Raw genomic sequence first — 12919 nt, 5'->3', positions numbered from 1 at the left:
TGTAATTTTCTGAATTGTATCTACCACTATTATATAATGAATGAGCATTCAGTCAACATTTTTTTATCGCAACTTTCTGTCTTCATAGAAAGAACACGAACAGGAGATACTACAATGTACGATCACTCCCGAACCAATGGGATATCCTCTGAAGGGAGAGAATTTGATGAAGATTATTGGTTTCATCCTACTTGCTGTCGTACTCATTCTATTGCTATTGTATGTCGACTTTATCCTCGGCAGAAGACAACATTTATCTTCTATTTATAGAAAAAGTTATCCGATGAGGCAAAGTCATATAGATGTATTTACAAGAGGAGATGCCCTCTTTACGGACTTATTTTCAGAGATAGAACACGCAAACGAGCATATTCATGTTCTTTTTTATATATTAAAAGATGATCCATATGGCCGCAGGTTTCTGCAGATTTTAAAAAACAAAGCATTAGAAGGAGTAGAAGTTAGGCTTCTCCTCGATTGGGCAGGAAGCTTTGGTGTTCCACGGAGAATCGTAAATGAAGCGAAACAAGCCGGCATTCATTTTGCCTATAGTCATAAACCCAAATTCCCTTTTCTCTTTTACCGTTTACAGGTCCGAAATCACCGGAAAATTACGGTCATTGATGGGAAACTTGGTTATATTGGGGGATTCAATGTTGGAAAGGAATACTTAAACGAGGATCCAAAGCTGAACCCTTGGCGTGATTATCATTTAAAAATTATGGGTGAAGGGGTTCATGATCTACAACGTGAGTTTTTAAAGGATTGGGAAGAGGAAACGCAAGAACATCTTCTTAATACTCCCACATATTTTCCTGACCCAGTTTCAGGACCGATACGTCACCAAATTATCCCTTCAGAAGGGTTTTATCTCGAGGAAACCTTCTCCGGAATGATTCGAGGGGCTGAAACATCGATACACATCGGGTCTCCTTATTTCATTCCTAGCAAACGCATTTATCAAGATCTGTTGGCTGCATTGAATCGCGGTGTGGAGGTGACCATCCTTGTTCCTCAAACTCCTGATCACCCATTTGTAAAAGAAGCCTCGTTCCCCTATTTACGTACGCTTATTTCTAAAGGGGCAAATGTCTACGGTTATCTCAAAGGCTTTTATCATGCAAAAATTCTTATTATAGATGATCGAATCTGTGATTCTGGAACAGCCAACTTTGACAAAAGAAGTTTTTTCTTAAATCATGAAATTAATTGCTATATGTACGATCCAGACATCATCTCACATATGAAAAACATATATGAAACGGATGTAAAAGATGGAAAAAAAATATCCCTTCATGAATTAACCCATTTAAGCTTCAAGCAAAAAATGCTCGAATGGATCGCACGTCCTATTTCTTATTTTCTTTAGTTAGGAGTTTTTTCAACGATGAGAATTCGCTTTGGCTATGTATCGACTGCCCTTTCACTTTGGGAGGCATCGCCTGCAAGAGCCTTGACCTTTACCCGGTATAAGCAGCTTCCCGCTTCTGAACGCGAGGAAAAACTAATGGCTGTTACTGGTGAAAATATCTTTAATACATTACGAATGGTATCTTATAACATCGCGCACGGCATTCAAGTGTATCGCTTATCAAGCTCCATCGCCCCCTTATCAACCCATCCGGAGGTAAACTGGGATTTTATCACTCCGTTTCGAAAGGAGTGGCAGGAGCTTGGCGATTTAATTCGCAGACATCAGATGCGTGTAAGCTTTCATCCCAACCAATACACTTTGTTCACGTCTCCACGTGAGGAAGTAACAAAGAATGCGGTGATTGATATGGACTATCATTACAGAATGCTAGAAGCGATGGGAGTGGAAAAAGAAGGAGTCCTGAATATTCATGTCGGAGGTGCCTACGGGGATAAAACACAGTCACTGGAACGGTTTCACGAGAACATTCAATCTCTCCCCTCTCATATCAAGGAAGTGACCACCTTAGAGAATGATGATAAAACGTATACAACCGAAGAGACCCTTTCTGTTTGTCAAAAAGAAGGCATTCGTCTGGTCTTTGACTATCATCATCATATGGCAAATTTGAGTGAAGAGCCTCTAGATACCCTGCTCCCAAAAGTATTTCAAACCTGGGAAGTCCGTTCATTAAAACCGAAAATCCATATTTCTTCCCCAAAGTCGGAGAAAATGTATCGAGCACATGCGGACTTTGTTGATTTGGAATATATCATGCCTTTAATGGACCTTCTCCGCTCAATGAATGCGGATGTCGACTTTATGATTGAAGCAAAGGCGAAGGACATGGCCTGCCTCAAACTGGTAGAAGACATTAGCCGCATTCGGGGTGTGAAACGAGTAGGCGGTGCTGAAATTGAATGGAAATAACTTATAGAATTCAAAGCCCCGAGCTGATTGATAGACGGAGAAATTCCGATTAATAAGTAATTTTTATTAAAAATTGCTTGAATAGGCGGAGAGATTCCGCCTATTCTCTTGAAATATTCAAAAATGGGGGATTTTTCTTTGCATAAGCGGAAAACCTCCCGTTATTTGCCCCGAAACGAGCCCCGTTCTGCATTTAACGGAAAAATCTCCGCTTATTTCTTGATTAGGACAAGTCATCTTATTTTAAAGAGATATTTCTAATAAAGAAACTCGCCAATTACTATGGCGAGTTTCTATGCCTATACGGCTGGCCTTACTTATTTTCCGAAACTTTGAAGCCATGGAGTTAACTGCTCAAACACTTTAAAACCTAAATAAATACCGACTATCCCGGTAATACCCGCTAAAGCAGGTGGAGCCGGAATGGGTAGACGAAAAAGCGCAAAAATAAATCCGACGAAAAAACCTGTGACTAACGATAGCAGGACAAGCTTCATAGAACCCCTCCAAAAATCATTCGTATACTTTAAAGCATTCCCCACAATGCTCCTTTATACTTCGATTTTTGCTCTTCTTGATTGCTCAATAATCTCTGCGATCTTATTTGTTGCCTCTAAAATCGAATCGCTGCAAACAAAAATTTCCGGATTCTCATAGTCCCCTACTTTATTGCCGTAGCGCGGATCATAATAATGCTCCATTAACAGTCTGATAAGGGGCATATACTCTCTTTCTTCCACACATCTTAGGAGCTCCATTTGAATATCAAATGATTTTATTCTCTTAATAATCATCTTTAAAGCAAGCTCAACACGTTCATGAAAAGCATCTGAGTGCTCATAAGGCTTCACGTACTGCTCGTAAATTCGTTCCATTCGTTTTTCGATGGAGGAATAGACGGTAATATGAAGTCCTTTCAATTTTTTCTCTGCTAGCTCTGTTGGTTGCACAGCATGTCCAATTCGTTTGCTCTCTCCTTCCATAATGAAATATGGAGAGCCCTTGAGCTTCTTTAAGTCTTCAAAAAGAAGAGCATCAAACATCTTTTGGTTATGCGGCGTTTCCCCACCAATCGAGCCAAAAACCGAGCCTTTATGATTCGCATACTTCTCTAAATCGAGCACGGGGTACCCCGCTGATTTTAAATGCTGAAGAATTTCTGTTTTCCCTGTTCCAGTCATCCCGGTGATGACCACTGATTCAGCAGGAATTAAGTCAGAAATATGCTCCACCACATGCTCACGATAGGCACGGTAGCCTCCCTCAATTCTCCTCACATGAAGCCCAGCGAGTGTAGCAAACGTGGCCACGGATTGGCTTCTCATTCCACCTCTCCAGCAGTACACCATTGGCTCGCGACCAGATTCTTCAATCTCCTGAATTCTTTCAAGCATATCAGGAATTTTTGGACTTACGATTTCCATTGCCTTCCATTTAGCTTCCTTTTGACCTTCTTGCTTATAAATGGTTCCAATCAATGCCCGCTCTTCATTTGTAAAAAGAGGAATATTGACCGACCCAGGAATATGGCTATCAGTGAATTCACCCGGTGACCGTACATCAATCGTCATATAGCGCTCTTTATTTTCTAAAAACTTTTCAACTGAACAGTCTCTAATCATGTCTTCCTCCACCTTTAGGTTTCAAAAGAGGCCCCCAATCCGGAAGCCTCTCACTTGTTACATTTTTTCAGGAGCGGAAACTCCGATTAATTTCAGTGCATTCTTTAACGTCGTTTGTACAGCTTTAATTAATGAAAGACGTGCCTTTGTGCGCTCCACATTTTCCGCATCCAACACTTTTTCTGCATTGTAAAAGCTATGGAAAGTAGAAGCCAACTCATAAATATAGTTTGTCACTCGGTGTGGCATGCGCTTCTGAGCTGCTTCTGCCACTGCAAGAGGAAACTCACCAAGCTTTTTAAGTACTTCAATTTCCTTCTCAGCACCGATTAAAGAGAAATCAGCGTTCGTATCATATGTGAATCCATTCTCTTCCCCTTGGCGAAGGATACTACAAATACGAGCATGTGCATATTGAGCGTAGTAGACTGGATTTTCATTGGATTGTGATACGGCTAAATCAAGATCAAAATCCATATGCGTATCTGCACTTCTCATCGCAAAGAAGTAACGAGTGGCATCTAAGCCTACCTCTTCCACTAGATCACGCATCGTAACCGCTTTTCCTGTACGCTTACTCATCTTCATCTTTTCACCGTTTTTGTAAAGGTGAACAAGCTGGATGATTTCCACCTCAAGTACATCTTTTCCATAACCTAACGCTTCAATCGCTGCTTTCATTCTAGGAATATATCCGTGGTGATCCGCACCCCAAATATTGATAAGCTTTTCAAAGCCACGATCAAGCTTGTTTTTATGATAAGCGATGTCAGGTGTTAAGTAGGTGTAAGAACCATCCTGCTTAATAAGCACGCGGTCTTTGTCATCTCCTAGATCTGTAGAGCGGAACCAAGTCGCTCCATCTTCTTCGTAAATATAGCCATTTTCACGAAGCTTGTCTAAAGCTACATCAATTTTCCCATCGCCATAAAGAGAGGTTTCAGAGTACCACACGTCAAATGGCACACGGAAGTCCTCAAGATCTTGCTTCAGCTTGGCCATTTCCTCTTTTAATCCATAGCTACGGAAAAAGTCAAAGCGCTCCTTCTCATCAGCATTCACGAACGTATCACCATACTCTTCCGCCAAACGCTTACCGATTCCAATGATATCTTCCCCGTGGTATCCATCAGCCGGCATGTCTTTTTCCATACCAAGCGCTTGGAAGTAACGAGCTTCAACCGATAATGCCAAATTATTGATTTGGTTTCCTGCATCATTAATATAGTATTCACGCGATACATCGTAACCCGCTTTTGCCAGCACATTACAAAGAGAATCTCCAACAGCTGCTCCACGCGCATGTCCAAGGTGAAGATCTCCTGTTGGATTCGCAGACACAAACTCGACCTGAATTTTTTGTCCATTTCCAACCGTCGTTTCTCCATACTTTTCCCCAGCCGTAAGGATCGTCGGAATAAGATCTGTTAAGTAATTATTGTTCATGTAAAAATTAATAAATCCAGGACCAGCGATATCAATCTTTTCAATCGATGCCTTTGATTGATCAAAGCTTGCCACAAGTGCGTCTGCAATTGCACGTGGTGCTTTTTTTGCCACTCTTGCTAGCTGCATCGCCATATTGGTAGAGTAGTCCCCATTTGCTTTATCCTTTGGCGTTTCAAGAATCACATCAGGAAGCTGTTCCTCTGTTGCAAGCTCTGCCTTAATAACAGCCGCTCTTATTTCCTCTTTAAGCTTCAATTGTACCTGTTCAACGATATTCAACGTTTTTCCTCCTCAAACACGATTTGCAATTTGTATGTACCTGCTTTTGAGCCTTGTATCGAAAGATCGTATAAAACCTCAATCCTTCCTTTACTACTCTCACTGTTCCATCTATGCTGAAGTTCCTTTGTATCTGTGATCATTTGCAGCTCTCCAAATGGAGTCGTGTAGCTGCCGCGATGCTTCTTCTTTTCTTCTAACAGCATTCGCATTTTCACCGAGCCACTTCTCATCAGAAGAATTCCATCATCTGTGAGCTTCATCGTCGTTTTCATCGGCCCCTCTTCCGTACTTTCCTCGTATTGAAGATAGGCATTTGCATTCTTTACATAGTATCGACCAAAAGTAGTGAGTTCAAAAGTTTCCTTTTCCCCGCCATTTTCAATCGTCGTATGCACCTTAATTTTTACGGGAATTTGATCCGCTGGACTATTCGACAACGGCCATACACTTCCTTTTATCAATGCTTTCTCTATAACTTAATAATTATAAAGATTTTGGAGGGGGAGCGCAAGGTGTGATGCTACTATTTGAGATGGTGGGATACCTCTTATGACTTTATTGGAGAGGTATCACCTTGTTTACATGTCATAACTTTGTTTTTATGACGTTTGCCTCCTGGTTTTACTTCTGTCAGAGGTCATAAAAAGAACTTTATGACGCAAGAGCCATATTATTTTTCGTTTTAAAGGTCATAATTTCTCTTTTGGCCTTTTAATGATTGGCTTTTGGCAACTCGGTTTCTTCATTGCCTGGGGCTGCGCTTTAGTTCCCTTAAGGCATGCTTTTGCTACCTTACATGGGAACCTAACCCCACTTTGGTTCCCTCAAACTCTCTTTTCTACCCTGCACGGGAACCTAAACCCCTCTTTGATTCCCGCTCGCACTCTTTTCTACCCCGCACGGGAACCTAAACCCCTCTTTGATTCCCGCTCACACTCTTTTCTAACCCGCACGGGAACCTAAACCCCTCTTTGATTCCCGCTCACACTCTATTCTAACCCGCACGGGAACCTAAACCCTTCTTTGATTCCCACTCGCACTCTTTTCTACCCCGCACGGGAACCTAAACCCCTCTTTGATTTCCTCAAACACTCTTTTCTACCCCGCACGGGAACCTAAACCCCACTTCGATTCCCTCAAACACTCTTTTCCACCCCGCACGGGATCCTAACCCCCACTTCGATTCCCACTCGCACTCTTTTCTACCCCGCACGGGATCCTAAACCCTACTTTGGTTCCCTCAAACTCTCTTTTCTACCCTGTACGGGAACCTAAACCCCTCTTTGATTCCCTCAAACACTCTTTTCCACCCTGCACGGGAACCTAACCCCTACTTTGGTTCCCGCTCGCACTCTTTTCTAACCCGCACGGGAACCTAACCCCCACTTCGATTCCCGCTCGCACTCTTTTCTAACCCGCACGGGAACCTAACCCCCACTTCGATTCCCGCTCGCACTCTTTTCTACCCTGCACGGGAACCTAAACCCCTCTTTGGTTCCCTCAAACACTCTTTTCCACCCATCATAGGAACCTAACTCCCTCTTTAATCCCCCAAACCCTTTTCTACCCTGTGATCGTAGGTAAGCACCCGAAAAACCCTACAAAAAAACACCCACCAAAACCTGGTAGGTGCACGAGTCATATCCTTATTTCACCCATCCAAGAATCATTTCGCGGATGAGTTTGCTTGCTGTATTTGCTGTTTGTTCTGAGTGGTCGTAAATTGGGGCTACTTCTACTAAGTCTGCTCCGACTACATTTACTTCCGAGCGTGCAATTTCGTGAATGGAAGCTAGTAGCTCTTTGGAAGTAATTCCGCCTGCGTCAACTGTACCTGTTCCTGGTGCATGTGCAGGGTCAAGAACATCGATATCAATTGTTACATACACAGGACGTCCCGCTAATGTTGGCAATACTTTTTTCAAAGGCTCCAGCACTTCGAACGGAGAAATATGCATGCCGACTTCCTTCGCCCATTGGAACTCTTCCTTCATACCGCTTCGGATCCCAAAGGAATACACATTTTGTGGTCCGATTAAATCTGCCACCTTACGAATTGGTGTAGAATGAGATAATGGCTCTCCCTCATAATTCTCACGAAGGTCTGTGTGTGCATCCATATGTATGATAGCTAAATCCGGATACTTTTTTACCATTGCTTTAAAAACTGGCCAAGAAACTAAATGCTCTCCGCCCATGCCAAGCGGGAATTTCCCAGCATCAAGCACCTGATCAACGAACTCTTCGATCATATCTAAACTGCGCTGTGGATTTCCGAATGGAAGTGGAATATCACCCGCATCATAGTATTTCACATCTTCTAGCTCACGATCTAAGTACAAGCTGTACTCTTCTAATCCAATAGACACTTCACGAATACGCGCTGGACCAAAACGAGATCCTGGGCGGTAACTTACTGTCCAGTCCATTGGCATTCCGTACAATACCGCTTTACTTTCCTCAAAGCTTGGATGGCTTTTAATAAACACATTACCTGAGTATGCTTCATCAAAACGCATAAGTTTTTCCTCCTTCATTCGCTTATAAGGGGACCAGTTTACACCTTCCGATAGCTGGTGTTACTACGTAAGAAAGGCTAACTTCAGGTGTAAACTGTCCTCCTAGACTTTCACAGTAAAAAACGGAGGTAAGCTCCCCCCGTCTTATTTATTATTAGCCTTCGATTAAATCTTTAACAAACTTCGGTAGCACGAATGCTGCATTGTGAAGTTCTTTTGTGTAATACTTCGTATCAATATCATGGAAGCGCTCTTCAGCTACTTCAAGTGGATCATGCTTCTTGGATCCTAAAGTGAATGCCCACATTCCGCTTGGGTATGTTGGGATGTTTGCGATGTAAAGGCGAGTAATCGGGAAGATTTCCTTTACGTCTTTTTGTACAGAGCGAATTAAGTCCGCTTTGAACCAAGGGTTATCTGATTGCGCAACAAAGATTCCGTCTTCTTTTAACGCTTTAGAAATCCCTGCATAGAAACCTTTTGTAAATAGGTTTACTGCTGGACCAACTGGCTCCGTTGAGTCTACCATGATCACATCGTATACATTTTCTGCTGTTGCGATGTGCATGAAGCCATCGTCCACTTTTACTTCTACACGTGGATCGTCTAGCTGACCTGCGATCTCTGGAAGGTACTTTTTAGAGTACTCAATGACTTTTCCGTCGATTTCAACTAGAGTTGCCTTTTTCACGCTTGGGTGCTTAAGCACTTCGCGAATAACTCCTCCGTCTCCGCCACCTACAACTAGTACGTTTTCTGGATTTGGGTGAGTGAATAATGGAATATGAGCAACCATTTCGTGGTATACGAACTCATCTTTAATCGATGTCATGACCATGTCATCTAAAAGAAGCATATTGCCCCATTCTTCTGTTTCTACCATATCTAATTTTTGAAAATCTGTTTGCTCCGTATGTAATGTACGCTTTACCTTCATTGTGATACCAAAATTCTCAGTTTGCTTTTCCGTAAACCAAAGTCCCATTTACGCCATCCTTCCTTATTTTAAAAATATCTATCGGTTTCAATACTAATTTTCCGGTATTGTTATTCTTCCCCAAAAAAACTCAAACATGAGAAAAAGTATAGATGAATCTAGCAAAATTGCAAGAAAAAAATTCTTTTTTAATAGATAAGCGTTTAAAACGGCCATTTTCATTTCATACTAGTAAGAAAGATGGGAACACAGGAAAAATCTATCTGAAGGTGAGGTGTCATCCTTGGAGGTAATTACAGATCAGCGGTTTAGAAGAACGATGAAATACATACGTGCCTTACTCATTCTTGGATCGATCGGTCTTGGTTTACTTGTTTTATTAGTGACCGGTGTTCTTATATACGCCAAGGTGCAGGGCCCTCCTCCTCTTGCCGTGCCACAATCGTCTCTGTATTACTCGGATGATGGGCAGGTGATCGGCGAAAGCAATAATGGAGAAAAGCGATATTGGGTAGGAATCGAAGACATATCTCCCCATTTAATTGAAGCAACCGTAGCGATAGAGGATCGATCCTTTTATGAGCATAACGGATTTGATTTTAAACGAATTGCTGGTGCAGCCCTTGCTGATCTCAAAGCAATGGCAAAGGTTCAAGGAGCAAGCACGATTAGTCAGCAGTATGCCCGAAATTTATTTCTCGAGCATGAGAAAACGTGGAAGCGTAAGCTACTAGAAGCACTATACACGATTCGAATTGAAATGAATTATACGAAAAATGAGATCCTAGAAGGTTACTTAAATACGATTTACTATGGAAAAGGAGCATACGGTATTCAAGCAGCCAGTCAGTATTATTTAGGAAAGAATGCCGCTGACTTGACTCTAGCTGAGGCCTCTATGCTAGCTGGAATTCCAAAGGGCCCAAGCATCTATTCTCCTCTCATCTCTGAGGAAAACGCAAAGGGTCGTCAAAAAATTATTTTGGATTCGATGGTGAAAAGTAAATACATTACCGAATCCGATGCCAATGCCGCTCTTCATGAGACGCTATCCTTTGTTGGTGAGCATTCCCATGCCGTGACACAAATTGCACCGTATTTTCAGGATGCCGTTAAGCAAGCATTAAAAAATGACTTAGGTTTGGATGAGCGGACGATTGAGCTTGGTGGATTGCGTGTGTACACGACACTTGATACTGAGCAGCAGGAGTTAGCAGAGAAAAATGTTTCTACTCATATGGCAAAGGATTCTGAGTTGCAAGTAGCTCTCGTGTCGATGAATCCGAAAAACGGGTATGTAAAGGCCATGGTAGGCGGAAGAGATTATGTGGAAAGTCCGTTTAACCGTGCTGTTCAAGCGGTTCGTCAACCAGGTTCTACCATCAAGCCCCTTCTTTACTATGCGGCGATTTCACAAGGATTTACGCCCGCATCTTTAATTAGAAGTGAAATGACAACCTTTCGTTTTGACGATAACCGAGCGGAGTATACACCACATAATTTTAATAATAAATATGCAGGAAAAGAAATCACGATGGCACAAGCTCTCGCTCTTTCCGATAATGTGTATGCGGTTAAAACTCATTTATTTTTAGGAGAAGACACACTCGTAAAAACAGCCAAGCAATTTGGGATTACGACTCCTATGGAAAAAGTACCGTCATTAGCACTTGGGACAAGTGGAGTAAAGGTGATTGATATGGCCAATGCCTATAGCCTGTTTGCTAACGGCGGAAAAAAAGTGAAGCCGGTTCTTATTAAGAGAGTTGAAGATCACCGTGGGGAAGTCATTTACGAGTATGAAAAGGAAAATGAACGTGTGTTAAAGGCTGATGCAGCGTTCGTTATGACTCATATGATGACAGGAATGTTTGATAAAAAGCTCGATGGATACTCCAATGTGACCGGGAGCTCAATGATCAATGATATGACTCGGATTTATGCGGGTAAGTCGGGCTCCACTGATTCTGATAGCTGGATGGTCGGTTTTTCTCCTCAACTAGTGACCGCAGTTTGGACTGGATATGACCAAGGAAATCCAATTGAAATTGTTGCCGAAAAATCGTACGCGAAAAATATCTGGGTTAACTATATGGAGGACGCATTAGCTAGTGAACCAATTAAAAACTTCAAAGTCCCTAAAGGAACTGTTGGCGTATATATTGACCCTGAAAGCGGCCTATTAGCAACCGATGACTGCCCTATCAAACGACTTACGTATTTTATTGCAGGAACAGAACCGACCAAGCACTGCATCGATCATCTAGAACATGATGCCGAAAAGCCAACCGAAAAGAAAAAAGAGGAAAAGAAAGAGAAAAAGACGTGGTATAAGAAAATTTTTGATTGGAGCTAACGGTCCCCACACCCGATCACTATTCAAATATACGAAAAAGCCCCGAGTCACATGTACTCGGGGCTTTTTCTGTCCTAGTGCTATAGCGTGTTATCGCTGTTTAAAGTTTACTTTTTTTAACGGAAAACGGCAAGTATTTCCTTACAATTTGTTAAAAAAACCTTTTTGGAATAATTTTCTTATCCTTGAAGATCTGTCTTCAGTTTCTCTTCTGATCTTTCCCACATACCCGCGTCATGATTTTTCAGAAACTCAGTTAGGATTCCTTTTGAACGACTATCCATATGGTCGACGATGATATGACGTTTAATGGATTTATCCATGCGATTCACGTGCTCTGGTAGTGACTTATAGCCACGACGAATTTCACGGTCCACCGTCATTTCACAAGCGGTCACACCCGCATAATACGGCCCTTCTTGCTTTCGATCAATCGTCACCCAAACTAGCCAGTACGGCTTGGCATTTGGAACTTCTTCCTTGGTTTTTAAAAACTTGATCCCTTTTTCGACAACACTTCTTGCGTGCATGGCACCTACATCAATGACCGCTTCCCCTGCATCCACATCAATAATAACAGGTGAAACATTATCTAGGGATAGAGCTCCAACACCAAATCCTCCATGTCCCTCAGTTGGATCACTTTTAATAATATTAAAGCCAATACTTTTCTTCTTTTTTTCTTCCATAAACATGAACGCCTCCTACAAAAATAACTGATAAAAGAACTGATCTAAAGTCGATAGAATCGACGGAACGACTGTAGAATACAGTGGGTCAATCGTATATTGATCAAGCGGAGTAATAACTAAAATAAGAAAGATTAGTGCTCCATATTGCTCATACTGTGTCATTTTAGCCCGTACATTCACCGGTACGAGGTCTTCAATGATTCGATATCCATCTAACGGTGGGAACGGCAACAAATTAAACACAAATAAAGCCACATTTAAATACAAAAATATATTAAGAAACTCGAACACATATGGAGGTAGAGTTTCCACCGCACCAGTAGCTACCAACCCATACAATAACACAAAGCCAAGGATAGATAGCAATAGATTGCTGAGAGGTCCTGCTATTGATACAAGAATACTTGCTAACCGAGGATTTTTAAAGAAAAAGCGATTCACAGGAACAGGTCTCGCCCAGCCGAATCCAATTAAAAAAATTAACAACGTGCCAAATGGGTCCAAGTGCTTCATCGGATTTAGAGTTAGTCTGCCCTGATTTTTCGCTGTATGATCCCCAAACTTATAGGCCACCCACGCATGCGCAAACTCATGGACAGAAAACGCTATGATAAGTGTAATAACCACGTATGGAATCATTTCTAAATCAAAAGCTAAAAACCTAGATAGTTGCTCCAACACGACAACTCCTTTTCGAAGACTCTATTTAGCCAAATTA

The 12919-nt window shown here is 41.9% G+C and carries 11 protein-coding genes; 3 read left to right on the top strand and 8 right to left on the bottom strand.

Annotated features, from left to right (window positions below):
- The first annotated feature begins 166 nt into the window (after positions 1-166).
- Together cls and uvsE are read left to right on the top strand one after the other, a co-directional pair.
- On the top strand, positions 167-1369 hold the full coding sequence (gene cls / locus M3175_RS15095) for a cardiolipin synthase (RefSeq protein ID WP_251520515.1): 1203 nt from the start codon (positions 167-169) through the stop codon (positions 1367-1369).
- An 18-nt stretch (positions 1370-1387) separates the two neighbouring features.
- The gene (gene uvsE, locus M3175_RS15090; RefSeq protein WP_251520513.1) at positions 1388-2344 is read left to right on the top strand and encodes a UV DNA damage repair endonuclease UvsE; all 957 of its coding nucleotides are present in this window, start codon (positions 1388-1390) and stop codon (positions 2342-2344) included.
- Positions 2345-2661: 317 nt separating this feature from the next.
- Here uvsE and M3175_RS15085 read toward each other — a convergent pair whose 3' ends face one another.
- The 6 genes from M3175_RS15085 to speE form a co-directional block, all read right to left on the bottom strand.
- Positions 2662-2841: a XapX domain-containing protein gene (locus M3175_RS15085; RefSeq protein WP_160545886.1), complete on the bottom strand. Its 180-nt coding sequence runs from the start codon at positions 2839-2841 to the stop codon at positions 2662-2664.
- A 54-nt stretch (positions 2842-2895) separates the two neighbouring features.
- A complete protein-coding gene (mnmH, locus tag M3175_RS15080) occupies positions 2896-3966 on the bottom strand; it encodes a tRNA 2-selenouridine(34) synthase MnmH (RefSeq protein WP_251520511.1) in 1071 nt (356 codons plus the stop codon).
- Between the two features lie 57 nt (positions 3967-4023).
- Positions 4024-5694, bottom strand: a complete 1671-nt coding sequence (argS, locus tag M3175_RS15075) for an arginine--tRNA ligase (RefSeq protein ID WP_251520509.1) — start codon at positions 5692-5694, stop codon at positions 4024-4026.
- Positions 5691-6134 (bottom strand): YwiB family protein, encoded by a 444-nt coding sequence (locus M3175_RS15070; protein WP_251520507.1) that lies wholly within the window; start codon positions 6132-6134, stop codon positions 5691-5693. Before M3175_RS15070 ends, argS begins: the two co-directional genes overlap by 4 nt.
- 1209 nt (positions 6135-7343) lie before the next feature.
- Positions 7344-8216, bottom strand: a complete 873-nt coding sequence (speB, locus tag M3175_RS15065) for an agmatinase (RefSeq protein ID WP_251520506.1) — start codon at positions 8214-8216, stop codon at positions 7344-7346.
- A gap of 154 nt (positions 8217-8370) precedes the next feature.
- Complete coding sequence (gene speE / locus M3175_RS15060; protein ID WP_119710289.1) at positions 8371-9201, bottom strand: polyamine aminopropyltransferase; 831 nt, start codon at positions 9199-9201, stop codon at positions 8371-8373.
- A gap of 235 nt (positions 9202-9436) precedes the next feature.
- Between speE and M3175_RS15055 the strand changes: the two genes are divergently transcribed.
- Entirely contained in the window at positions 9437-11509 is a 2073-nt protein-coding gene (locus M3175_RS15055) for a transglycosylase domain-containing protein (protein WP_251520504.1), read from the top strand.
- Positions 11510-11688: 179 nt separating this feature from the next.
- Here the strand turns inward: M3175_RS15055 and M3175_RS15050 are convergent, their stop codons facing one another.
- Positions 11689-12198, bottom strand: coding sequence for a YwhD family protein (locus M3175_RS15050; protein ID WP_251520965.1), 510 nt, complete (start codon positions 12196-12198; stop codon positions 11689-11691).
- A gap of 15 nt (positions 12199-12213) precedes the next feature.
- Complete coding sequence (locus M3175_RS15045) at positions 12214-12840, bottom strand: site-2 protease family protein (RefSeq protein ID WP_251520962.1); 627 nt, start codon at positions 12838-12840, stop codon at positions 12214-12216.
- Positions 12841-12919 lie beyond the last annotated feature (79 nt).

The organism is Robertmurraya korlensis (assembly GCF_023715225.1).
Classification (GTDB): Bacteria; Bacillota; Bacilli; order Bacillales; family Cytobacillaceae; genus Robertmurraya_A.
The sequence above is the reverse complement of the archived record's forward strand: the minus strand, read 5'-3'. Positions and strand labels throughout refer to the sequence as shown.

Excerpts from the sequence above, each read along its gene's own strand:
- cls (WP_251520515.1), top strand. The coding sequence starts at position 167 with ATGAAGATTATTGGTTTCATCCTACTTGCTGTCGTACTCATTCTATTG.
- uvsE (WP_251520513.1), top strand. The coding sequence starts at position 1,388 with ATGAGAATTCGCTTTGGCTATGTATCGACTGCCCTTTCACTTTGGGAG.
- M3175_RS15085 (WP_160545886.1), bottom strand. The coding sequence starts at position 2,841 with ATGAAGCTTGTCCTGCTATCGTTAGTCACAGGTTTTTTCGTCGGATTT.
- mnmH (WP_251520511.1), bottom strand. The coding sequence starts at position 3,966 with ATGATTAGAGACTGTTCAGTTGAAAAGTTTTTAGAAAATAAAGAGCGC.
- speB (WP_251520506.1), bottom strand. The coding sequence starts at position 8,216 with ATGCGTTTTGATGAAGCATACTCAGGTAATGTGTTTATTAAAAGCCAT.
- speE (WP_119710289.1), bottom strand. The coding sequence starts at position 9,201 with ATGGGACTTTGGTTTACGGAAAAGCAAACTGAGAATTTTGGTATCACA.
- M3175_RS15050 (WP_251520965.1), bottom strand. The coding sequence starts at position 12,198 with ATGGAAGAAAAAAAGAAGAAAAGTATTGGCTTTAATATTATTAAAAGT.
- M3175_RS15045 (WP_251520962.1), bottom strand. The coding sequence starts at position 12,840 with ATGATTCCATACGTGGTTATTACACTTATCATAGCGTTTTCTGTCCAT.